20 protein-coding genes are annotated in these 23,092 nt (G+C 44.3%); 18 read left to right on the plus strand and 2 right to left on the minus strand.

Features of this window, described 5'->3' with window-relative positions:
- Positions 1 to 78: 78 nt before the first annotated feature.
- From ACSFXN_RS06085 to ACSFXN_RS06095, 3 genes are all read left to right on the plus strand, one after another.
- Positions 79 to 1,047: a lysozyme inhibitor LprI family protein gene (locus tag ACSFXN_RS06085; protein ID WP_437149309.1), complete on the plus strand. Its 969-nt coding sequence runs from the start codon at positions 79 to 81 to the stop codon at positions 1,045 to 1,047.
- A gap of 586 nt (positions 1,048 to 1,633) precedes the next feature.
- On the plus strand, positions 1,634 to 2,029 hold the full coding sequence (locus ACSFXN_RS06090) for a hypothetical protein (protein WP_437149310.1): 396 nt from the start codon (positions 1,634 to 1,636) through the stop codon (positions 2,027 to 2,029).
- Positions 2,026 to 2,994 (plus strand): NAD(P)-dependent alcohol dehydrogenase, encoded by a 969-nt coding sequence (locus tag ACSFXN_RS06095; RefSeq protein ID WP_437149311.1) that lies wholly within the window; start codon positions 2,026 to 2,028, stop codon positions 2,992 to 2,994. The genes ACSFXN_RS06090 and ACSFXN_RS06095 overlap by 4 nt, the downstream gene beginning before the upstream one ends.
- 232 nt (positions 2,995 to 3,226) lie before the next feature.
- Here the strand turns inward: ACSFXN_RS06095 and ACSFXN_RS06100 are convergent, their stop codons facing one another.
- Complete coding sequence (locus ACSFXN_RS06100; protein WP_437149312.1) at positions 3,227 to 3,952, minus strand: GDSL-type esterase/lipase family protein; 726 nt, start codon at positions 3,950 to 3,952, stop codon at positions 3,227 to 3,229.
- A gap of 217 nt (positions 3,953 to 4,169) precedes the next feature.
- On the opposite strand from ACSFXN_RS06100, the gene ACSFXN_RS06105 reads away from it, so the two are divergent.
- The 7 genes from ACSFXN_RS06105 (at position 4,170) to ACSFXN_RS06135 (ending at position 13,737) form a co-directional block, all read left to right on the plus strand.
- Positions 4,170 to 5,882 carry a M20/M25/M40 family metallo-hydrolase gene (locus ACSFXN_RS06105; RefSeq protein WP_437149313.1) on the plus strand — a complete coding sequence of 571 codons (1,713 nt, stop codon included), beginning with the start codon at positions 4,170 to 4,172 and terminating at the stop codon, positions 5,880 to 5,882.
- Positions 5,883 to 6,087: 205 nt separating this feature from the next.
- Complete coding sequence (locus ACSFXN_RS06110) at positions 6,088 to 6,312, plus strand: hexameric tyrosine-coordinated heme protein (RefSeq protein WP_437149314.1); 225 nt, start codon at positions 6,088 to 6,090, stop codon at positions 6,310 to 6,312.
- Positions 6,313 to 7,089: 777 nt separating this feature from the next.
- Positions 7,090 to 8,223 (plus strand): alanine dehydrogenase, encoded by a 1,134-nt coding sequence (ald, locus tag ACSFXN_RS06115; protein WP_300989206.1) that lies wholly within the window; start codon positions 7,090 to 7,092, stop codon positions 8,221 to 8,223.
- A gap of 153 nt (positions 8,224 to 8,376) precedes the next feature.
- Positions 8,377 to 9,201, plus strand: coding sequence for a pyruvate, water dikinase regulatory protein (locus tag ACSFXN_RS06120; protein ID WP_437149315.1), 825 nt, complete (start codon positions 8,377 to 8,379; stop codon positions 9,199 to 9,201).
- An 86-nt stretch (positions 9,202 to 9,287) separates the two neighbouring features.
- Complete coding sequence (ppdK, locus tag ACSFXN_RS06125; protein WP_437149316.1) at positions 9,288 to 11,954, plus strand: pyruvate, phosphate dikinase; 2,667 nt, start codon at positions 9,288 to 9,290, stop codon at positions 11,952 to 11,954.
- A 375-nt stretch (positions 11,955 to 12,329) separates the two neighbouring features.
- The gene (locus tag ACSFXN_RS06130) at positions 12,330 to 12,521 is read left to right on the plus strand and encodes a hypothetical protein (protein WP_437149317.1); all 192 of its coding nucleotides are present in this window, start codon (positions 12,330 to 12,332) and stop codon (positions 12,519 to 12,521) included.
- 187 nt (positions 12,522 to 12,708) lie between these two features.
- Positions 12,709 to 13,737 carry a LacI family DNA-binding transcriptional regulator gene (locus ACSFXN_RS06135; RefSeq protein WP_437149318.1) on the plus strand — a complete coding sequence of 343 codons (1,029 nt, stop codon included), beginning with the start codon at positions 12,709 to 12,711 and terminating at the stop codon, positions 13,735 to 13,737.
- A gap of 176 nt (positions 13,738 to 13,913) precedes the next feature.
- Here the strand turns inward: ACSFXN_RS06135 and ACSFXN_RS06140 are convergent, their stop codons facing one another.
- Positions 13,914 to 15,254 (minus strand): MmgE/PrpD family protein, encoded by a 1,341-nt coding sequence (locus ACSFXN_RS06140; RefSeq protein WP_437149319.1) that lies wholly within the window; start codon positions 15,252 to 15,254, stop codon positions 13,914 to 13,916.
- Between the two features lie 295 nt (positions 15,255 to 15,549).
- Between ACSFXN_RS06140 and ACSFXN_RS06145 the strand changes: the two genes are divergently transcribed.
- The 8 genes from ACSFXN_RS06145 (at position 15,550) to dmpG (ending at position 22,925) form a co-directional block, all read left to right on the plus strand.
- Entirely contained in the window at positions 15,550 to 16,185 is a 636-nt protein-coding gene (locus tag ACSFXN_RS06145; RefSeq protein ID WP_301857375.1) for a GntR family transcriptional regulator, read from the plus strand.
- Positions 16,186 to 16,572: 387 nt separating this feature from the next.
- Positions 16,573 to 17,430 (plus strand): alpha/beta fold hydrolase, encoded by an 858-nt coding sequence (locus tag ACSFXN_RS06150; RefSeq protein WP_437149320.1) that lies wholly within the window; start codon positions 16,573 to 16,575, stop codon positions 17,428 to 17,430.
- 75 nt (positions 17,431 to 17,505) lie between these two features.
- On the plus strand, positions 17,506 to 18,690 hold the full coding sequence (locus ACSFXN_RS06155; RefSeq protein WP_300993399.1) for an acyl-CoA dehydrogenase family protein: 1,185 nt from the start codon (positions 17,506 to 17,508) through the stop codon (positions 18,688 to 18,690).
- Positions 18,691 to 18,755: 65 nt separating this feature from the next.
- Positions 18,756 to 19,709: a VOC family protein gene (locus ACSFXN_RS06160; RefSeq protein WP_300989199.1), complete on the plus strand. Its 954-nt coding sequence runs from the start codon at positions 18,756 to 18,758 to the stop codon at positions 19,707 to 19,709.
- 32 nt (positions 19,710 to 19,741) lie between these two features.
- Positions 19,742 to 20,218 carry a flavin reductase family protein gene (locus tag ACSFXN_RS06165; RefSeq protein WP_300989198.1) on the plus strand — a complete coding sequence of 159 codons (477 nt, stop codon included), beginning with the start codon at positions 19,742 to 19,744 and terminating at the stop codon, positions 20,216 to 20,218.
- A 14-nt stretch (positions 20,219 to 20,232) separates the two neighbouring features.
- Complete coding sequence (locus ACSFXN_RS06170; RefSeq protein ID WP_301857373.1) at positions 20,233 to 21,024, plus strand: 2-keto-4-pentenoate hydratase; 792 nt, start codon at positions 20,233 to 20,235, stop codon at positions 21,022 to 21,024.
- On the plus strand, positions 21,021 to 21,899 hold the full coding sequence (locus tag ACSFXN_RS06175) for an acetaldehyde dehydrogenase (acetylating) (protein ID WP_300989196.1): 879 nt from the start codon (positions 21,021 to 21,023) through the stop codon (positions 21,897 to 21,899). The genes ACSFXN_RS06170 and ACSFXN_RS06175 overlap by 4 nt, the downstream gene beginning before the upstream one ends.
- 12 nt (positions 21,900 to 21,911) lie before the next feature.
- Complete coding sequence (gene dmpG, locus ACSFXN_RS06180) at positions 21,912 to 22,925, plus strand: 4-hydroxy-2-oxovalerate aldolase (RefSeq protein ID WP_437149321.1); 1,014 nt, start codon at positions 21,912 to 21,914, stop codon at positions 22,923 to 22,925.
- The last annotated feature ends 167 nt before the right edge of the window (positions 22,926 to 23,092 follow it).

The following is a 23,092-nucleotide window of genomic DNA, read 5'->3' on the forward strand; positions in this document are numbered from 1 at the left end:
ATTGAACAATCAAACAGTCATAATTAAATGAAGCTGATATAAATTTTCTTTCTTACAAACAAATACCTGGAGGATTTTATGAAAAAGATAACAATACTTATCGCTGCGATTATGCTTCTTGCTGGATGTGGCAGCAGTACATATGACAAAGCAATGGAGAATGCGAAAGTGGCATTGGCAAATCGAGAATTCGATGAGGCCATGGCATTGTCGAAATTAGCTTTAGAAGAAAAACCCAAAGATGAAAAAGCGCTAGCTATACACACATATCTGGAAGAACTTGAAGAAGTGAATAAGGCGATGGACGAAAAAGTGTGGGATGTAGTGTTAAAGAGGACGGAAGAGATGGAAAAAGAAGAAGGCTTGCCTTATTCAATTGCGCAAGAACTGAAAAACATCAGCCGACTAGCATTGGCAAACCAGAACAATGAAAAAGCCGTCTCTGAAAAAATAAAGGAAATCGATCTTTTATTAGCAAACCAGGAGTTTCAAGAAGCTCAAGCAAAAATAGAGGCGTTGCAAAAAGATGAAAAATTGAAAGCTGCACTAGAAGACCATTCGGAAGAAATCAGTAGTTTATCCTCTGAAATAAGTGTCGCGGTTCAAAAGACGGCAGATGATGAAAAGAAAAAAGACGGGAAAGAAACAGCTCTGACAACAGAAAAAGCACTAAAAGAGCAGGATACAAGCTTGAAAACGCATTATTTAAACAAATTGGCTCAAATCGAAATCGGATTAAGTGATTTAGAATATCTATATGCAGACGGCGTTACATCGCAAATGCTTGAAGGAGAAGCCGAAACCTTAAAAAGATGGGATGATGCTCTAAACGAAATATATGGTGTATTAAAAGAACAGTTGTCCACTGAAGACATGTCAAGGCTTCGGGAAGAGCAAAGAGACTGGATTCTTTTCCGAGACTATGAAGCGGATTTAGCTGCTTCTGAATTTAAAGGCGGTTCGTTTGAAGAAGTACAGCGCCTTTCCACTTTAGGGCAATTGACTAAAGATAGATGCTATCTTTTGGTGGATTATTATTTGAACTAATGGCCGGTGCCTATAGAATCATCTTCTGAAGAAAGCTGAGATATAACATTTAAATTCATAAGTTGCATATAGAAAAAGAGGACTTAAAGCGAATAAACTTCGAAGTAAAACATTGCAAATATGATTTATAGCAAGTCGTTCGAGGAGTTAAACCGGAAGCTGATAAAAGCCGCTTAAAGCAGGCTTTTTGAAGAATTGCAGATTGCCATTGCCCCGAACCTTCTCGGAAAAGGACTTCAGCTGTTTAAACATTTGGAAGAACTCGAAATCGGATTGGAAAAACTTGGGCCATTGAAACCAATCGCCAAGTAGAAATCTGGTATAAGGTAATCCAATAATCGTAAAAATGAAGAAACTGTGTGGTCTCGGTTTCTTCATTTTTTATTTTGGGGTTGTATTTTTGTTCAAGAAATTTCCATAGTAATCGATGTATTCGTTTAAAGGAAAAACCTTAATGGGACGAAAAATGTTTTCATGTTAATATATAATTATGAATATTCAGATTTTATAAACCGGACCTTATATTCCACAGCCACGGCCAAACAGTGTCCAGCGGCCACTCCTGTTTGAACGGCTTAATGCTGGAGTGAATCGTAAGCTGACGCATATCGCCGCCTCCGCTGGATTTGGCAAGAAGGCGTTGATTAGCGAATTGGCAGCCGGTTGCTGCCAAAAGGTCGCATGGCTGTCGCTGGACAAAAGGGATAGTGACCCTATACGCTTCTTGGCTTACTTTATTGCTACATTGCAGACGATTAAGGAAGGCCTTGGAACCGGCGTAGCGGAACTGCTCAAATTCCAGCAGCCACCGCCAATCGAACCGATTTCGACGGCTCTGATCAATGACATCTCGGCGAATCCATTCAAACTCATCCTTGTTCTTGACGATTTCCATGTGATTGATTCCAAAGAAATATCTGAAGTTGTTCCCGTGAACGCAGAAATTGAAGCGCCTGCCTTAAAAAGGAGAGTTGCAAAATGAAAGCACTTGTAGCAACGAAATATGGGTTGCCTGAAGTTCTTCGATTCAAAGAGGTCGAAAAACCTTTGCCTAAGGACAATGAAGTTCTGATAAAAGTCTGCGCGGCATCCGTGAACTCATGGGACTGGGATCTTTTAAGAGGGAAACCTTTAGTGAACCGGATAGGAGGGCTTTTTACACCGAAATACCAAATACTTGGTGCTGATATTGCAGGGCAGGTCGCAGCGGCGGGCAGAAATGTAAAGCAATTTTCGCCGGGTGATGAGGTATTTGGCGATATCTCAGGAGCCGGATGGGGCGGTTTTGCCGAGTATGTATGTGTCCGAGAAGATGTCTTAGCGATGAAGTCAGCACACATGACAAACGAACAGGCAGCTGCTATTCCTCAAGCAGCAGTCCTCGCTTTGCAAGGGCTCCGCTATAAAGGAAGGATAAGCAAAGGCCAAAAAGTTTTGTTAAATGGCGCTGGCGGGGGAGTCGGTACATTTGCGCTGCAAATCGCAAAATCGTTTGGTGCGGAAGTGACCGCTGTGGACAATTCAGGGAAATTGGCTATGCTGCGTTCGATTGGTGCAGACCATGTCATTGATTATACAAAAGAAAACTTCACTGAAAATGGAGAGCAGTATGACTTGATCTTGGACGTTGTCGCGAATCGCTCGATTTTCGACTGTAAACGCTCTTTAAAACCGAAAGGCCGCTATGTAGTAATTGGAGGCACAACGGCCCGAATTATTCAGTTTGCATCTTTGGGTCCATTGGTTTCACGAATGACTAAAAAGAAGATGGGAATCCTCATCCATCTTCCAAACCAACAGGATTTAAACGTGATAAAAGAGCTTTTCGAAAGGGGCAAAATCGTGCCTGTTATCGATAAAAGCTATCCATTGTTCAAGGCTGCTGATGCTCTCCGGTATTTTGGAGAAGGGCAAGCTAAAGGGAAAGTGGTCATCACGATGGATTGACAAGTTTGTATCTTTAATTGCCCCGTTTATTTAGAATTCACCTTCCTGTGATGAACACAATCCAAGCTATACGATAGTAATACGGGAGGAATTCAACGCAGTCGGTGATAGACTTTACAAGTGAAATAAAATTTATGTTTAAATAAATTGACTTAGCCAAAAGGTTTTTTATGAAAACGATAAAATCAAACCCAGAAAGGTGAAAAAGCATTGCCGATTGCGCAATGCTTTTTTACTCGGTTTCAATAACCTCCAGCCCGATTTCAGCAAGTACAGCCTGTCCTTCTTCTGTTGGGTGAATATCGCCAGCAATAATATAGTCTTCCTGTTTGTCGCGGAAAGCTGAATAGGCATCAGCCAGATAGACGTTCTCGTAGCTTTCAGCAACTTCCTGGAATGCGGTGTTCACTTCGGGCAGAAGGGCTTCACCGATTTGGTGCATGTTGCTGTGAGGCGGAAAAGGGTTGTAAATATTATAAAGAAGGATTTGAGCGTCTGTCAGTGACTGGATTTCTTCAATGAGTTTACCGATTTCACTAAAAACAATGCCATTGCTGAGCTCTTGGCGCATGATTTCTTCCATCCGTTCCGGGTCACCGGCACTTTCAGTTTCTGCAAGACGGAGAATTTCCAGTAAATCGTTTGCGCCGATTGTCATGGCAATGACATCCGCGTCTTCGACCTTTTGCCGATATTCTTCGTCTTCGCGAAGGGCTTCCTTGACCTGTGCGGTTTGCCAGCCTGATACAGCCAGGTTATGCACTTCGAATCCGGCATCATTGCCGATTAAATACGGATAAGCCGACCGGCCGCTGTCTTCGAGGTTGGCGCCGTAAGTAATGGAATCACCTAAAGCCACAAGTGTCGCTTGATTGGCGCCTTCCTGTGCACAGGCGCTCAGAAAGACGGCTGATAAGGCGATCAATGCATTCCTGATGGCCCGCTTGATTTTTATCATAGCGCATCTCCTTTTTTATTTTTTTCCAATATAACATGAACTTCAGCCAGAGGCGCTGTGTTCTTTGAATATGCAGCAGATCAAGAACGCGCCTGGAAAGCACAGTGATCGTTTTTTGCTGAATAATGATAGAAAAGCTTGGCAGAGGAAATGGTGGTTTATGTTATTCTTTAGTTAACGGACAATTTTGAATACCTAATTGAAGGAGTCGTCATCAATGAAACCTTGTCGCGATGAAGTATTGGCTATTACGAAACAATTGGTTGAAATAGAAAGCATTGTGAACACTGAAGGCGAAAAGGAACTTGCAAAAGCAATGCATGCCTTGATTTCAACTTTTCCTTACTTTAAAACGAATCCGGATCATGTCCAGTTGTCTCAAACGCATGGAGATGAGCGGGAGAGATACAATGTACTGGCTTTCGTGAAAGGGACAAAAAGTGAGAGCCGCCGAACAGTCGTATTGATGGGCCACCTCGATACAGTCGGCGTAGAGGATTTTAATAAGTTGAAAGAAGATGCCTTCAATCCCGTAAAGTTGAAGGAGAGGCTTAAAGACGAGCAGCTTCCCGCTTTCGCAAAAGAACATGTAGAGTCGGCGGACTGGCTTTTTGGACGGGGTGTCCTGGACATGAAGAGCGGTGTTGCCAGCAATATATATCTTCTGAAGTATTATTCGGAGCATCCCGATGAATTGGAAGGCAATATTGTTTTCTTGGCCGAATGCGATGAGGAAGACGGTTCACATGGGATCCTTTCGGCATTGCCCACTTTCAGGCAATGGAAAAAGGAATATGGATTTGACTATATTGCAGCGATTAATGCAGACTTTGTTTCACCCCGCCATGAAAACGACCCCAATCGATATATTTACCGGGGAACGGTAGGGAAATTGCTTCCTTCCTTTTTTATCACAGGAGCGGAAACGCATGTGGGCTCTTGTTTTGAAGGGCTGGATCCCAACTTTATCGCTGCTGAGCTGACCAGGCAGATCAATTATAATCCGGAGCTTTGCGATGAAGCATTCGGCGAAATCACTGTGCCTCCCGTTTCATTAAAACAGACTGATCTGAAGCCCAGCTACACCGTCCAAACGGCTTTATCCGCATTTGTGTACTTTAACTTCTTTGTTCATTCCTGGACTCCAAAAGATGTATTGGGCAAATTAAAAGAGCAGGCACTGATGGCTTTTGAGAATGCGCTGTCTTCATATGAAAAAAGATACAAGCAATTTTGTAACATGAGTGGAGATCCGTATCCGGGTATCCCGTGGAAACCGAAAGTAATGAGCTATGAAGAAATGGAAAAAGAGTTGATCCGAGAAAACGGCACAGCGTTTATTTCCCATATGGCCAACATTAAAGAGACTCTTCTAGAAAACAATGAATTGGACACCAGGATGTTTTCCGTTAAAGTGGTGGAAGAAGCATGGAAATGGATGAAAGATAAATCTCCTGCCATCATTTTATTTTATTCTTCTTTGTACTCACCAAGAATTGAAATAACCGGAAAAACACCGCAAGAAGAGGCGTTAATCAACGCTTTGAATCAAGCTGTTGAAGAAATTCAGCCATTTTACGCGCAGCCGATTGTCATTAGAAACTTCTTTCCCCACATTTCCGATATGAGTTTTGTAGCTGTCAGTGATGACGAAAAAGGAATTCATGCCTTGTCCAATAACAATCCGGCATGGGGAACAAAACATTATGTGAATTATGAAGACATCCGGGAATTGAATATCCCTGTCATCAATATTGGCCCGTATGGCGTAGATGCCCATAAAAAACTGGAAAGAGCTGAAATCACTTATTCACATGAAATCGTTCCGAACTTAACTGGCCGAGTGATCGAGTTGCTATTCGACAGGGATGAAACAGAGAAAGCTGAAAAATCCGTCGTTGTTGAGTTAGGGGAACCGGAATATTTATGAGAATGATTCCTTTTTAATATGGTCAGTAAACTCGGGCAATAGAAGAAATTATGGATAATAAACGGATCTGCAGGATTTTTTAGCCTTTCCAGGAATCTGTTTTTCATGCAGTTAATCTGCAATACAACATCTATTTTAAGTATTAATTTGAATATTTTGAAATTTAAAGGTATATTGGCATTACCCTATCAAAGGAGATGAGTATATGCCAGATGGGCTCACTAGCTTACAGACGGATACTCCGCAAAAAGGTTTTGAACTTGCTCTTACATTAGCAAGGAAAGGCGTTGCTTACACTCAAACTTCAGCAGAAGTCCGTGAAAGATTAAGGCCGGAGTACGCAGAAAATGCCGATAGTCTCACAATGGCTTCCCATGTAGTTGCCACGCATTTCCAAACTGTAGCAGCGGCAAATAATTATTGGAAATAAGGGAGTGTACTGCTGGCCTATATGTTCGAACTTAGTTGTGCATTCGTAAAGTGTTGGCTTTCGCTATGACCGAATTCCAATGTGCAACGCAATTTCCTTCATATGTTTTATAATCCGTGGAGGTCAGGCTGTCGAGAAAATCTCGACAGCCTTTTCCATTTCGCTCCAGAGCGGACGCTTTTCGCGGGGTGCGGCCTAAGCCCGCAGAAGTCGCCGCCTTCCACTTTGTTTTATCACCTTTTGTGATTTTCTAAAACCAGTGATTGTTTGAGAAAGCTCTCTATTCTTTGTTTCTGCTCTCCAGATATGGAGCCAACCGGCGGAGAAAACCTTACTTTCTCTGCATCGCTTCGCTAGCTCCGAGACATGATAGTGCAAGACACGGCCTCGCAAGCTTCGTCTAATGTCTTCGCAGCTGGTTGGCGTCGGTTAAGGAAGGATCACTAGTACAAATTTTATCTTTCTCAAGAAGCTGACCTCTACCGATTTATAATTCGTGGAGTTTTTTCTCTACATAAAAATACGAATACTTCTCCGAAAGTTTAAGAACCTAAATCATTATGCATTAAAGTCTCAACTCTCTAAAAAGAATAAACTTTCAAACGAATTACCATTTTGTCTTGTGAAGAGGGGTATGCACTTAACATTATGTCTAATGAAGTCCGAGGTTTTACTTCGTATACTTAGACTAGAATCTTAGCAGTCATTCTTGAATGACTTAAACAAGCAATAAATCTTATACTGCTGAGAATACATAATTTGAGGAGGAAGATTTAAATGATTATTGGAGTGCCGAAGGAAATTAAAAACAACGAGAACCGTGTAGCGCTTACACCAAGTGGAGTGGTTTCATTCCTGAAATCTGGCCATCAAGTTTTAATCGAAAAAGATGCTGGAATTGGAAGCGGATTCACGGACGAAGATTATTCGGCTGCAGGTGCACAAATCATTGAACTCGCGAAAGATGTATGGGCTCAGTCCAATATGATCATGAAAGTAAAGGAACCGCTTCCACAGGAATACCCATATTTCCATGAAGGCTTGATTTTATTTACATATCTTCACCTTGCTGCAGAACCGGAATTGGCAAAAGCCTTAATAGATAAAGGCGTGATTGCCCTTGCTTATGAAACAGTTACAGTTAACCGTACACTTCCACTTTTGACTCCAATGAGTGAAGTAGCGGGACGCATGGCTTCACAAATCGGTGCTCAGTTCTTGCAGAAGACAAATGGCGGCGAAGGCATTCTTTTAGGCGGGGTTCCTGGAGTGGAACGCGGAAAAGTGACAATCATTGGCGGCGGAATTGTTGGAATGAATGCGGCTAAAATCGCAGTTGGCCTTGGAGCTAAAGTGACAATCATGGATTTAAGCGCTGATCGCTTGCGCCAGTTGGAAGACATTTTCGGCAATGACATCCAAACTTTGATGTCCAATCCGTTGAATATTGCTAAAGCCGTGGCAGAAGCTGACCTATTAATCGGAGCAGTTCTTATTCCGGGTGCCAAAGCGCCGAAGCTTGTAACAGAAGAAATGGTCAAAGCGATGAAACCGGGATCTGTCATTGTCGATGTGGCTGTTGACCAAGGTGGAATCGTGGAAACTGTTGACCACATTACAACGCATGACGCTCCGACATATGTCAAGCACGGTGTCGTTCATTACGCAGTAGCAAACATGCCTGGCGCTGTACCAAGAACGTCTACAATCGCTTTGACAAATGTTACGGTCCCTTACGCGCTGCAAATCGCAAACAAAGGCTTATACAAAGCAATGCTTGAAAATGACGCGTTGAAACAAGGATTGAACGTTGCCAACAAGGAAATCACTTATGAAGCAGTAGCGAAAGACCTTGGCTATGAATACGTTTCCGCGGAAAAAGTTTTTGAGAAAGAGTTCTCATTAGTTTAAAATCTATCCGCTGGATTTACGGTTGGCCATCAGCAGAAATGCATTGAATATAAATGAATGATTGTTGAATTTTATTTCTAAAAAAATAAAATGCTCTTCTTTTTAGCGGAGCATTTTTTTTATTCCATTAAATGAACTGGAGGAGCATGCAGAATGAGCCAGAAAGAAATTGTTTATCTCTTATCTGATTCAATTGGCGAAACAGCTGAATTTGTAGTCAAAGCAGTAGCCGCGCAATTCATTGAAAAAGATTTTGAAATCCGCCAAACTTCGCATGTCAGTTCAGAAGCAGATATTGAACAAATCATTTTAAAAGCAAAAAAAGACGATTCGATTGTTGTTTATACCTTTGTGATTGATGAACTGAAGGACTATCTGAATAAGCGGGCACACGAGGAAAACATTGAAGCTGTTGATTTGCTGTCGCCTCTTATGAATGTTTTCATCAAAAAATACAAACGGGAACCGGCCCATAAACCGGGGCTTACACGGAAACTGGATGAGAAGTATTTCCAGAAAGTCGAAGCGATTGAATTCGCTGTTAAATACGATGATGCCCGTGATACTGAAGGGATCGCCAAAGCGGATATTGTGCTGATTGGCGTGTCCCGGACATCGAAAACGCCTTTATCGATGTATTTGGCTTATAAAGGCTATAAAGTAGCCAATATCCCCTTAGTTCCAGAAGTGCCTGCCCCTGCCGAGCTTTTTGAACTTCCGAAAGGCAAATGCATCGGACTAGTCATCAAGCCGGATAGTTTAAATGCCATTCGCAAGGAAAGGCTGAAAAAGCTGGGGCTGCAGCCGCACGCCGCCTATGCCAAATTAGACCGCATTTTAGAAGAATTGGATTACGCTGAGAAAATCATGAAACGGGTCGGCTGTCCGATCATTAATGTATCGAATAAAGCGATTGAAGAAACAGCCAATGACGTGATGGATATTCTTAATATGCAAAAAAACGTTTATTCGTTATAAAACACATTTTTTTAGTAAAGACGAAAATGTGAAATCGTAAAATCCATCAATCTATTAGCGTAATCAATTTATAGGAGGCAGTGAGAATGGATAAAAAAGTGTATATGTTCGACGAAGGAAATAGCGGCATGAAGGAAATTCTGGGAGGAAAAGGGGCTAACTTAGCGGAAATGACAAATATCGGTTTGCCGGTTCCTTACGGCTTCACGATTTCCTCCAAAGCCTGCAACGATTATTACGATTCAGGCAAGCGCATCCAAGAAGAAGTGAAAGCGGAAATTTTGGCATCGCTGGCCCGTTTGGAAGCGCAGACCGGCAAGAAATTGGGCAGCACCGACAATCCTTTGCTAGTATCGGTCCGTTCCGGATCTGTCTTTTCAATGCCGGGCATGATGGACACCGTCTTGAATCTCGGAATGAATGATCAAACCGTAGAAGCGGTAGCCCGCTTAACCAGCAATCCGCGTTTTTCTTATGATTCCTACCGCCGGTTCATTCAAATGTTCTCGAATGTGGTGCTGGAAATCGATGTCTTTTACTTTGAACAGCAGCTGGAAAAAATCAGAGAAGCAAAAGGGTACCACAGCGATCCCGAACTGTCTGCTGAAGATTGGAAAGAAGTCATTTCCACCTATAAACAGATCGTAAAAAAACATACGAAAGAAGATTTTCCACAAGATCCGATGCAGCAGCTGTTCCTGTCGATCAACGCTGTATTTGATTCCTGGAATAACCAGCGGGCGATTGTATACCGCCAGTTGAATAAGATTCCGAGCCATTACGGGACGGCTGTCAATATCCAGAGCATGGTGTTTGGCAATATGGGGGAAGACTCCGGGACAGGAGTGGCATTTACGCGAAATCCATCAACAGGCGAATCGTTGCTGTACGGGGAGTACCTCATCAATGCACAAGGCGAGGACGTGGTGGCGGGCATTCGCACGCCGAATCCAATCCAGACGCTGCAGCAGGATATGCCACAAGTATTCGAACAGTTCATCGAAGTGTGCCGCCGCCTAGAAGAGCATTACCAGGATATGCAGGATATTGAATTTACAGTGGAACATGGAGAACTGTTTATCCTGCAAACCCGGAATGGCAAACGGACTGCCCAGGCAGCACTTCGAATTGCGGTCGAAATGGTGGAAGAAGGCGTGATTTCCAAAAAAGAAGCGATCCTTCGCGTAGAACCGGAACAGCTGAACCAGCTGCTTCACCGCCGCATTGACGATAAATTCGAGAAAATCATCTTGGCAAAAGGCTTGCCGGCATCTCCGGGAGCAGCGACAGGACGCGTCGTTTTTGACCCGGATGAAGCTGAACAATTGAACAATGAAGGCGAAAAAGTGATTTTAGTGCGCACCGAAACCACACCTGATGACATCCATGGCATTCATGCAGCACAAGGCGTCGTCACCAGCCGGGGCGGCATGACAAGCCATGCGGCGGTTGTCGCGAGAGGCATGGGGAAATCCTGCATTTGCGGCTGTGAAGCGCTGAAAATCGATATGCAGCTGCAGCAGTTCCAAGTGGGGGAAACCGTCGTAAAACGATTGGATACGATCACGATAGACGGCGGAACAGGAGAAATTATCGTAGGGGAAATCCCGATGATCGACCCAGAACTTTCAAAAGAATTCGAACTGTTGCTGTCATGGGCAGACGAAGAACGGACGCTTGACGTGCGGGCTAATGCAGACAATCCAAAAGATGCCAAAAAAGCATTGGAATTTGGAGCGGAAGGCATCGGTTTATGCCGGACTGAACATATGTTTATGGAAGCTGACCGCGTTCCGATCGTTCAGCAAATGATTTTAGCGGAAACGGAAGAGCAGCGAAAACTGGCTTTAGCTAAATTATTGCCGATGCAAGAAAGCGATTATGAAGGGATTTTTGAAGCGATGCAAGGGCTTCCCGTAACGATTCGCCTTCTGGACCCTCCGCTTCATGAATTCTTGCCGGACAAAGAACATTTGGCTGTGGAAGTGGCCAAACTGCAAATAACCAACCCGGGATCTAAAGAACTCGCTGAAAAAGAAAAGCTTTTAAAACGCGTCCGCCAATTGGATGAATCCAATCCGATGCTTGGCCACCGGGGAGTCCGGTTGGGCATTAGTTTCCCTGAGATTTATCAGATGCAGGCAGAAGCCATCTTCAATACAGCCGCATTATTGGAAAGCAAAGGCATCACCGTCATACCGGAAATCATGATTCCGCTGGTGGGCCATGTGAACGAATTGAAAATTATGCGCCAGCTGGTCATTGACACGGCAGCTGCCGTCCAAGCGAAGACAGGCGTACAAATCGATTATACTGTCGGGACCATGATCGAAGTGCCGCGTGCGGCGCTTACCGCAGACGAAATCGCGACGGAAGCTGACTTTTTCTCATTCGGCACCAACGATTTAACGCAAACTACATTCGGTTATAGCCGAGACGATGCAGAAGGTAAGTTTTTGAAAGATTACGTGGAAAACAAGATTTTGACGGACAATCCATTTGCCGTACTTGACCAAGCCGGTGTTGGAGAACTGATCAAAACAGGCATTAAACTTGGCAAACAAACCAAGCCGGCCTTGAAAACAGGGATTTGCGGAGAACATGGCGGAGAAACGAGTTCAATTGAGTTTTGCTGCCTCCAAGGACTGGACTATGTCAGCTGCTCACCGTATCGCGTTCCATTGGCGCGCCTGGCAGCCGCTCAAGCCGCAATAAAAAATCAACTAAAAAAAGAAGAATATATTATCATCTAGAAAATAGAAAGAGCCGGATTCAAGGAAGATTCCTCTGAATTCGGCTCTTTTTTTATTAGGTTATTTAAAAAGATTGAAGGAAAAATGGACAAAGCGTCTAATTCAAGTACCAACGGAATTCTACACTCGCAAGAAAATGCTGACAGCACGCTATTAATAAGGATTTTAGTTACAGAAACAGCGGGTTCCAGACCCGCTGTTTTTTTATTTGTTATTAATGTGACTACAAACAAGATTAACTACTACTGGAAAAGGAATAAGGAGAAAACAGGGCTTCGTAAATAATAGGTTATTCAAATCTGGCCACAAGTATATTTGCTTTAAACGTATTGCCGGGGCACTCTCTCGGGAAACAGTCTAAGGAGTGGACCAGCCGTGAAACTAAAGATGCAGTTGTATATTTCAATGGTTTCAGATGCCTTTATTGTGATAGCATCAGTCGCTTTAGTTGGTTACATGCTTTATCTTTCCGCATTCACTTGGTATGTGGCTGGCCCAATCATGTTTACAGCTGGAGACCGCGCAGCTGAGTTAGTCAAAAACATAAGGAAGATCAAAGATAAATGAAACTGTTCTTTTGCAGTAACATATACTTAATAAGCTTGGCAAATGCATTTGATTCTTGTTATTCATTATTTACTGGATAATAGTTCATTTAAAAATTAAATAAATGGTTAATTATTCATTTATTCATGTTATGGTTAAAGAGATAAGTAAATCAAAAAGGGAAATGATATTCAGAAAGGAAGAGTTAATGGTATCGACTATAGCAATCGCAAAATACGCAGGGGTTTCTCAAACCACGGTTTCAAGAGTATTGAATAAACCGGATCAAGTTAAAAAGGAAACATACGATAAAGTAATGGCAGCTATTGCTGAATATGGTTATTCAGCAGAGCCGAAAGAAAAAATGCATAAGCCAAAAGCTGTCAACACCATTAGAGTTTTAGCAGCTGCAAATGATTCAGTTCTATTCAATGGAGCAATGCCCTCGATAGTGGATGGCGCTGCAAAACAAGGATTATTCGTGAATATTCATTTGGATGGATCAGTCAATAAGGAAGCTTTATTTGATGAATTGGTTTCTGAAGGAACAGCAGGGGTGATCATTTCAGCTATGGTGATCGAGGACCGGCTTGTTGAGAAAATGAATCAATCATCCATTCCTTTTGTGCTGTTGAATGCTGACCACCCGAACAGTAGTTATTCAGTATGCATGAATAATGCGGAAGCGGCTTATTCAGCCGTTAGTCATTTAATCGAAACGGGTCATCAGGAAATCGCTTGGGTGGGAGGTCCGCTCACTAGCCAAACGAACAAAGACGGCTTGCTCGGAGCCATCCATGCTTTGCAAGCGAATAAGCACAAAATCCGGAAAAAGCGTCTGGTGATTACAGATACAGACAAAGCATCATTATATGAAGCTTTTGAAAAACTGCAAAATCTTAAGAAAAAACCGACCGCTATTGTGGCGTCAACAGATAAAATTGCCATCCGGTTGATGGAGTTCTATCAGACTGCCGGCCGGAAAGTCCCGGAAGATATCAGCATTATCGGACTTGGCAATTCTGAAATTGGCGTCCATCCGGCTATTGGGCTGACTTCGGTTGGAGTTACTGACACAAATGAAGAGCTTGGCCGAGAAGCCGTCTCAATATTGCTCAATGCCATCAACAGAAAAAATTCAGAGCCTCAGCATGTAAAGAAAGAAGTATCGTTATTTGAACGCAATACAACGCTGCCTCTATTTGTTGAACAGCCCCATGCTTCTAATAAAGCGTAAATTAATACTATTGCTCCTGCATTGCCCCTGCATCGCTGCGCTAGCTTCGGTGCAGAAAAAACCGCCGCTGCGCTAGCTTTGTCGCAAAGGAGTTGTCCCAAATTACTTTTGGGACAACTCCTTTTTTATGTCCTTAAATTTATTAACTGATGAAAATTCCCTCTATTCAACCATACTTATATAATACAAGCATCTATTAACCCATAATCCATTTGGCGGGAAAGTTTCTCCCATAAAATATCCGGTGCTGCGATACCAGCATACTTGCAGCATTGAATGAATTTATCCTTCACTTCATCGATAGCAGTTTCAGGGCCAAGGATATGCGTATATTGATGCTCTTGTGCTTCTGAAAATACGCGGATGTCGCCCGGCGGCAAACCCGGGGCATCTTGTTGTGTCGGTTCCACTTCGATTAAAGCCGCCAGCTGCAAAACTTCCGGATCGTCCAGTGCTTTTTCAGTCAGGTTGTTTAAATCCACCCGGCCATGGACAAAAGTGAAGGCCACCATGAATGGAATGCTGAACTTGGCGTCCTGCAATGTCCGTGGGCGGCAGCGGTCGGCTAAAGGACGGCAAAGCATAGCAGCAGTTTCATTGACACCGATAATGATCTTTTTGATTTCACTCAAGTCCATTTTGTCCCGGAGAATCAAAGCGGATTTGATGAAGGGATGGGAATAGCGGCAGCTGGGGAAAAGCTTGATGGACGTGTCGGAAAAAGTCCAGCTGTCCATATCGAGCAAAATTTCCCGCTGATGGGCGTCCAGATTCTGGCCGAAATAAATTGGGAAAAATCCTGTCGGCCCGTCTAAACTGCTGGCTGGAGCCGTCACTCCTTGGCTGGCCAATAAGGCGGCTTGAACGCCTCCCATCGAAGCAAAGGCCGGATAAATCGACCTGGCCTGGGAACCAGTGCCGACACCGGCTTCTTTTCCTCCTGCTGCCTGCATATAAGCGAGTCCGATAGCATGTACAAGCTCCTCATCGCTTAATCCGAGAACGAGTCCAGCGGTGATGGCTGCACCAAAATAACCGAAAAGCTGGCTCAAGAACCAGTTTGCATCGGCACCGATGCCTTTCGGTTCAACGGCTCTGCCCATCCGGCATAAGATTTCATTTCCAAGGGCCACAGCTGTCACCAGATCGACGGCTGGCGATTTTCCAATATCAGCCGCTGCTAATCCCGCAGCCAAAGTCACGGGAGTCGGATGGATTCTGGACAAATCGTTGATGTCATCAAAATCCAGTGCATGTGCCAAAGCGGTATTGGAAAAAGCCGCGTGGCCAGGCGGAAGGCGGAGAGAGCTGCCAATCACTTTGGCGGAGCCTGATGTGCCTATGGATAAAGCGGCAATCGCTTTCTTGGCGATGGGCGCTCTTTTATAGGCAGCAAGTGAAATCGCGACAGTATCTTTAATATGCAACCTTGCTTTCTCCAGGATTTCTTCAGGCAACCCGTTGTTTTGGCGAACGCGGATCGCTTGGACCAATTCCATGCTTAGTGGCAAATCCATCACTTCCTTTTCCAAATAGTAGTTCCATACTAACCTTAAGGAAACTTCTGGACAATGGTTTTATTGAAAGAATCATCTAACGGATAATTTAAACTCAATGAAATTAAAGAACGGCCACGTAGAGGAACCGTTCTTCATTTTGCAATTTTTTGATGAAGCCGCAAGAGTCCGGATACATGAGATATTGACAAAAGAAACAGCTCTCCATTATAGTTCGAATACGATGTCTGAAAATTATGTTTTTAAGGAATTCAGCCAGACTAAAATTTTAGCTTGGAAAAGCGGAGGGGTTTTTATGAAAGAAGAACAAGCTTATAAGAACATCAAGAATATGATTGTCCAAGGAAGATTCACCATGCAGGAATCGATCAGCATTAATGAACTGGCAGCGCAGATGAACATGAGCCGGACTCCGGTCCATAAAGCGTTGGCACAATTGGAACGGGAAGGGTATATCACGATTACACCGCAAGTGGGTGTGTTTGTCCGGCGGCCTGATCAAAAGGAAATCTTTGACCGGCTGCAATTATGTGTGGCCATTGATGTGTTTCTTGCCGAGCAGGCAGCTCGTTCAGTTAGTGAATTTCAGCTGGAAGAGCTGAAAGAAGTGCTTGAAAGAATGGAAAATCCCAGCTTGGCAGCCGATAAATATGAAGCCTTGAATGTGCAATTCCACACGGTCATCTGCAAAGCGGCAAACAACGATTTTGCTTTTCGGTCGAATAAAATCAATTGGGATTATTTGAACTACGTCAATATCTCGGAAGAATTGTTCCAAGGCGGCAACCGTGAACAATCCCAAGCAGAACACCGGATGATTTACTACGCATTGAAAGACCGGGATACAAAGCTGACGGAACTTTTAGTGAGAAAGCATTTGATGCGAGTTGCGCAATTTATTACCGAAAAATACAAGCAAGTGAATGTCTAAAAGCCGAAAACGGGTCAGTTTTCAGTAAGTTTTATACAGAAAACGAAAAAGAATTAAGTAACTATTTATTGAGTTTTCAAAATTGATTGAAAGTTTATGATATTCAGCATAGAATCAGAAACAAGAACCACAGAAAGCCGAAAGAGAAAACCAGGAAGGAGGACCAGAACAATTAGCAGGTCATCTTCACTTGAAATGTAAGCGTTTTATTTCTCGGAAGTTCAAAATGGTTTGGCAGCAGATAACAATAAATTTGCGACGAAATTTAGCTATACTAAAATATTAGAATTTCAGTTAACGCGTTTTAATTTAAAAACAGCTGATTTAGTGATTAATCCAGGATAAATTCTTAAAACTAAAATTTTAGTGAAAAAGGAGCAGATATAAATGCCGATTACGACACGCAAAGTGAAAACAGGAACATACGAAACATTGATCCATGAAGGTGGAGTGGGCAACAGCGAAACGATCCTCTTCCTTCACGGCAGCGGCCCGGGTGCAAGTGCCAGCTCGAACTGGCAGGATGTGCTGGCGCATTATGCCAACGACTATCATGTAGTGGCACCGGATCTTGTTGGGTTTGGCGAGACGGATCATCCGACAGAATATCCGTCGAATGGTGTTCAATGGATGAACTTGCGAATCGAACAAGTGTTGAACTTGATGGACAGCTTAAATGTCGGAACAGCGCATTTGGTCGGAAACTCACTTGGCGGCGTCATTTCCTTATTCCTTGCGATGGATACGCCAGCCCGCTTTGACCGCATCGTATTGATGGGAGCAGGCGGCGGATTGACTGAACCGACTCCGGAACTCAGCAAACTGGCGAATTTCCATAAAGACCCGACAGCGAAATCGCTGCGCAACTTGTTGAGCTGGTTCCTTTATGACACGACCGGCATGGAAGATAAATTAGATGCCATTGTGGAACAGCGCATGGAAATGTTTAACCGTCCGGAAGTTCTTAGATCTTATGAAGCAAACTTCAAGAACACGCAATTATCAGATATGCTCGTCCCGCCATCTGCCTTGAAACGCATGAAGCATGAATTCCTTTTGATCCACGGCCACCAGGACCGTTTTGTTCCATTAGCGAGCAGCCTGTATGTGATGGATTATCTGGAAAACGCCGAACTGCATGTTTTCAAACGCTGCGGGCACTGGGCACAAATCGAGCAGAAAGAGCAATTTGTTAAATTGACTCATGACTTCTTTGACCGCAATAAAGTACTGAACAAGATTTAATCAATATTATCGAACAGCCAGTCAAATGACAGAAATAGATAAAAAATGATAAGGGGTGTGGCTATATTGACTCAAATGGCGACAGATATTAAAAAGCAACTGGTTGAAAACGGCACAGCGTTGATTCCGAAATTGAGAGACTTGAGTTTTGACATTGACCGCAACAGTGCAATACCGGATGAATTGGTACATGATCTTCAAAAAAATGGCTTATTAAAAGTACTTCGTCCGGAAATCTTCGGAGGGCATCAGACGAATATGCGGACATTCACCGAAGTGGTAACTGAAATTTCACGGGGCAACGGTTCGGCCGGCTGGTTTGTGTCATTGAGCAATATCCGCGATTACATGATCTCTTATGCATTCGGGCAGCAGGCGCTGGATGAAATCTTCGGGCCTGGAGAAGATGTCATTTTGGCCGGGAACTTTAAACCCATTAAATGTGAAATTGAAAAAGCGGATGGCGGCTACTTCATTAAAGAAGCGCAGTGGCCATTCGTATCAGGAAGCCCGCATGCAGACTGGTTTTACTTTGGATTCCCGGTAGCTGATGAAAACGGCGGAATGGAAATGGCGATCATGGTGCTTCCAAGACATGAAGTGACGGTTCTCAATGACTGGAACGTAATGGGATTAAAAGGATCAGGCAGCAATAGTGTTCGAGTGGAAAATGTCTTCCTCCCGGAACACCGCGTATCGCTTGACCGTTTGGCGAGACAAGGCGAATACATGATCGAACCGTTAAAAGATATCCCGCTTTACCAAACGCCTTTCGTTCCATCATTGACCTTGTCAATCGTCGCACCGGCTTTAGGCTTGGCGCAGGCGGCGCTGGACCTTCACATGGAACGTGTCGGAAAAGCGGGAATCGGCAATACTTTCTATAACAAAATGAGCGAAGCGCCGATCACCCACCTGCAAGTGGCGCAAGCACAGTTGAAAATCGACTCTGCTGAACTTCACTTATACCGGGCAGTCGATATGCTCGATGATTACTCAGTGAGAGGGCTGGAGCTAACGATGGAAGAAGGCATTCGCATGAAAGCGGATTTCGGCTACGTTAATCAGCTCTGCAAAGAAGCGGTCGACATACTGACAGAAGCCGCTGGATCAGTGTTCTCTTACAATAACAACTTGTTCCAGCTGGTCTACCGCGATTTCCTGTCGATGCACCTGCACGGTTTCATCACACCATCCAGCTTGATCGAAACTTACGGACGAGTGATGTGCGGACAAGAGCCTAATACTTATTTCGTTTAATGAAACAGAATCGGAATTAAATTTATCTACTATAATTATTAACCAATCATAAGGGGGAAATTCAAATGGCAATTCCAGAAATCGCGAAATTAGGACATTTTGGTTTAGTATCTACAGACCTTGAAAAATCACTGTGGTTCTTTAAAGAAGTTTTAGGACTTGAAGAAACAGAAGAAAAAGACGGGGTGCATTACCTCCGGGCATGGGGCGATTTTGAGCACCATACCTTGACCATTCGTCAAGGCGACGAAGCAAAGCTGGACCATATTGCATGGCGTACGAAAAAACCGGAAGACGTAGAAGGTTTTGCGAAAATTCTGGAAGAGTCGGGCACACCAATCACGTGGAACGAAGAAGGTATAGAAGCTGGACAAGGCAAAGCGTTCCGTTTCAAAATGCCAAGCGGACATACATTGGAAATCTATTATGAAATGGAAAAGACATTGGCGGATCCGAAGAGCCGTTCGGTGCTGAAAAATCAGACACATAAATCATGGGCACGCGGTGTTTCCCCTCGCCGGATCGATCACGTCAACTTGTTGTCATCCTTGCCGGCAAACGAACTGGCGGATTTCCTGATGGACAAATTAGGATTCCAGATGCGCGAATGCGTAGAAGCACCGGACGGAAGTTTGGTTGCAGCCTGGTTGAGTGTTACGGCATTGGTGCATGATGTGGCAGTCAGCCATGATCCAAATGCTGCTTCCACAAATGAAGTTCACCACATTTCCTATTGGTTGGACAATGCACAGGACCTGCTGCGGGCAGCGGATATTTTGAAAGAGAACGGCATCTTTTTCGTCGGACCAGGAAAGCATGGAATTTCGCAAGCAATGTATATTTATGCCATTGACCCGGGCAGCGGTGTCCGAGTTGAAATCTTCACGAACGGTTACTTAATTTTTGAACCGGACTGGGAACCGATCGTCTGGACATTGGATGAAATGGACATCGGCTTTACTTACTGGGGCGACCAGACGGATACTAAAACAGAAAATAATCCAACCATCAAAGCATAAAATATAAAACCGAAAATAGAGGAGGAAATTTCATGGATGATCGTTTATTTAGAGACGCAATGGGAAAATTCACAACAGGAGTCACGGTACTGACAACGGAATTTGAAAACGAGCCAGCAGGAATGACTGCCAATGCATTTATGTCGGTTTCATTAACACCGAAATTGGTAGTTGTTTCAATTGGACACAAAGCGCGCTTTTTGGAAAAAGTAAAAGTGTCGCAAAAGTTCGCAGTAAATATACTGGCAGCAGATCAGGAAAATTATTCAAGAATGTTTGCCGGTCAAATGAAAGACGACAGTAAAATCGAGTTTGCTGAACTTGCCGGACTTCCGGTCGTTCCTAAAGCTTTAGCACAAGTCAGCTGCAAAGTGGTCGCTGAACATATCGAAGGAGACCATACATTATTGATTGGTGAAGTGCTGGATATCCGGTTGGAAGAAGGCAATCCGTTGATTTTCTTCAGCGGCCAATACCATGCTTTAGCAGAAAAAACACCCGTTTTGTAAAAAGGAGGAAAAGGATGGATATTCAAAAAGCAGCAAATCGTTTGGCGCAAGCTGAAAAAGATAAAACACCGATTCCTCCTTTTACATCCTCAGCAGAAGAAATTTCCGTTGAGGATGCTTACCAGATCCAGTTGCTGCAGATCCAGGAAAAGCTGCAGCAAGGAGCTGAAATCAAAGGGTTGAAAATCGGCTTGACGAGCAAAGTGATGCAGGACATGTTCAATGTCAGAACACCTGATTATGGCCATGTTCTTGATTCGATGGTTTACGGTGAAGAAAAAGCCGTCAATATGGATCAATTTATCCAGCCGAAAGTGGAATTCGAAATCGCTTTTATTCTCAAAGAAGATCTTGAAGGTCCTGGCGTAACAGTAGAAGATGTTTTGGCGGCCACCGATTACGTCGTGCCGGCAATTGAAATCATCGACAGCCGCATTGAAAACTGGCAGTTCAAATTTGAAGACACCGTAGCAGATAATGGATCATCAGCGGGTGCGATTCTCGGAACCAAGAGAACTTCTCCAACAGCTGTGGATTTGGCTACAGTTGAAATGACGGTTTACCGCAACGGGGAAGTATTTGATTCCGCTAAAGGTGAAGCGGTCATGGGCCATCCGGCAAAAGCGGTGGCTTGGCTTGCCAATGCTGTAGCGGAATACGGCATTACGCTGCGCGCTGGCTATTTCATCTTAGCCGGTGCATTATCCAAAGCTGTGCCGTTTGAAGCGGATGATGTGTTTAAAGCCGATTTCAGTGAACTGGGTGAAGTCGCCATTTCGTTTGTAAGGGAAGGTGAAAAAGTGTGAGAAAATTAAAGGTGGGCATCATCGGTTCCGGTAATATCGGCACTGATTTAATGTACAAAATCGAACGCAGCGATGCGCTTGAAATGAGTGTTATGGTCGGCATCGACCCTGAATCGGAAGGACTGAAACGCGCAGCAGACCGTGGATATACAGTCGTTGCAGACGGCATTGACGGTTTGATGAAACGCCTGGATTTGGTTGATATCGTCTTTGACGCCACTTCCGCTAAAGCACATAAGCACCATAGCGAGCTATTGGTGGCGGCAGGCAAAAAAGTCATCGACTTGACACCGGCTGCAATCGGGCCGTTTACCGTTCCGACGGTGAATTTAAATGAGCATTTTTCTGAGCCCAATTTGAATATGGTGACTTGCGGCGGCCAGGCGACGATTCCAATCGTCAACGCCATCAACCGCGTAGTGGATGTGGAATATGCCGAAATTGTGGCGACCGTTTCAAGCAAAAGTGCTGGACCGGGCACCCGCGCCAATATTGACGAGTTCACGCGCACCACTTCTAAAGCAATTGAACAAGTGGGCGGCGCCAAAAAAGGCAAAGCGATCATCATTTTGAATCCAGCTGAACCGCCGATTATTATGCGGGATACAGTTCACGCCTTAATCGCTGAAGATGGAAAAGAAGAAGACATTATCGCTTCGATTCATGACATGGTGAAAGACGTGCAAAGCTACGTGCCGGGCTACCGCTTGCGCGGAACTCCGCAATTCGATGGCCGGAAAGTATCGGTCTTTTTGGAAGTGGAAGGGGCAGGCGATTTCTTCCCGCCTTACTCAGGAAATCTGGATATTATGACAGCAGCCGCGGCCAAAGTAGCAAACGAATTTGCGAAACAGCTTGCAGCCGCTGAAGTGTAGGAGGGAAATCGGATGTCACAGCGCTCATTTGAAATATTGGATGTCACTTTGCGCGACGGAAGCCATGCGATGAGGCATGCTATTACGGAACAGCAAGTGATTGATACAGCAAAAGGCCTTGATCAGGCAGGCGTGAATTATTTTGAAGTGTCGCACGGAGATGGCCTGGGCGGTTCTTCGCTGCAATACGGCTTATCGAAAGTGGATGAACTGAAATTGATCGAAGCGGCAGCAAGTGTCTGCAAGACCTCAAAAGTTTCGGTGTTGCTTATTCCTGGAATCGGCATCAAAGAAGATTTGCAGGATGCGGTAAAAGCCGGAGCAAAAATGGTGCGTGTCGCGACGCATGTCACAGAAGCGGACGTAGCTGCGCAGCATATTGCGCTCGGGCGCGAACTGGACTTGAAGACGGTCGGGTTTCTCATGATGGCACATATGGCCTCGGTGGAGAAAATCGTCGAACAAGCCAAGCTGTTTGAAAGCTACGGCGCCGAAGTTATTTATGTCACGGATTCGGCGGGTTATATGCTGCCGCATGAAGTGACAGAGCGCATCAGTGCTTTGAAGCAATCCGTCGACTGTGAAATCGGTTTCCATGGCCATAATAATCTGTCGATGGCAATGGCGAATACCGTAGCAGCAGTCCAAGCAGGTGCTACATATATCGATGGAAGCCTGCGCGCGTTAGGTGCAGGCAGCGGCAACACCCAGACGGAAGTAATGGTCGCTGTGCTTGAACGCCTCGGCTATCAGACGGGCATCGACTTATATTCGATCATGGATGTAGCAAATGATGTAGTGGCTCCTTTCATGCAGCGTCCGCAGGAAATTACCGGATCTAGTTTGATCATGGGTTATTCAGGTGTCTATTCGAGCTTCTTGCTGCATACGCAAACAGCTGCCAAGAAATTCGGCGTCGATGAACGCGATATCCTCGTGGAACTCGGCCGTATGAAAGCGGTCGGCGGGCAGGAAGATCTGATTTATGATGTGGCTCAAAGTTTTGCTGCAAAGCCAGCTCTTTAAGCAACATTCGTGAATAATGGAATCCTATAGGTAAGCAAAACGCTGGGAAGAGAAATCTTTCCAGCGTTTTTTTAGGTTAAGAATAAAGCTTTTTGTTCTTCTTACATTTCGCTTTAGGCGGACGCTTTTCGCGGGGGGCGGCCTAAGCCTCCTCGCTCGCTGGCGCT

Source organism: Planococcus sp. 1R117A (assembly GCF_051417975.1).
Classification (GTDB): Bacteria; Bacillota; Bacilli; order Bacillales_A; family Planococcaceae; genus Planococcus; species Planococcus shenhongbingii.